This is a genomic window from Pseudomonas sp. EA_65y_Pfl1_P113 (genome assembly GCF_963970525.1).
Taxonomy (GTDB): Bacteria; Pseudomonadota; Gammaproteobacteria; order Pseudomonadales; family Pseudomonadaceae; genus Aquipseudomonas; species Aquipseudomonas tritici.
Genome location: NZ_CAXAQM010000175.1, coordinates 1 through 694 on the forward strand (window position 1 = coordinate 1; position 694 = coordinate 694).

General features: G+C 59.1%; 1 protein-coding gene. It reads left to right on the forward strand.

Annotation, left to right across the window (positions count from 1 at the left end):
* Window positions 1-694 (forward strand): hypothetical protein (locus AACY52_RS28985; RefSeq protein ID WP_339561167.1); only part of this gene is annotated, 694 nt, incomplete at both ends.

Below are 694 nucleotides of genomic sequence, written 5' to 3' on the forward strand. Positions count from 1 at the left end.
TCATTGGCGGCAATTCGGCATCTCGCACTTCCGGAGGCATTGCCCTCTATCGCGTTTCCGATGAGACGGATTTCCTCTCTGGCGAGATATTCACTCCCGAGTTCAAGTCTGTTGTAGCGGCACTCAACCCCAGAGCTATTCGCCCGATGGGCTGGGTGCAGGTCGGAGCCGCGAATTTTAATGGGGAGTCCATATGGGCAAACCGGATCAAGCCAACGGCTCTTAATTGGGGTCAGAGGCGCACCCCTCCGGGCGCGATCGGCGGCACAATTACCGGAACGAACACGTTCGTTGGCCCCGCCGCGCCAAACACCCCCGCAACTTACACGGACGGCGAACAATACCTAGGCGTGAACACAAACGCCAACACGAGCGCCTCGACTCTTGACGTCGGTGGGCGAGGCGCAAAAACAATCAAGAACAACAAGTGCGAAACGATCTCTAGCGCCGGGGCGATCCCGACCGGAATCGTAGCTTTTACCTACGATGCAATCTGCGATGCGTGGCTCTACACTTCCAGTTACATCACCGCCAGCGTTCCAATTGAGGCTCAAATCCAGCTGGCCAATCGGCTTCGCAAAGCAGCGCTGTTTCGCAACGATCTCTACGTGACGCTGGTTTGTCATCCCGGTCGCGCGCCCGCCGATGCGGCAGCCGCGTTCTTCCGGCGGCTTGGCCGGAGCGCTGCGGCTTC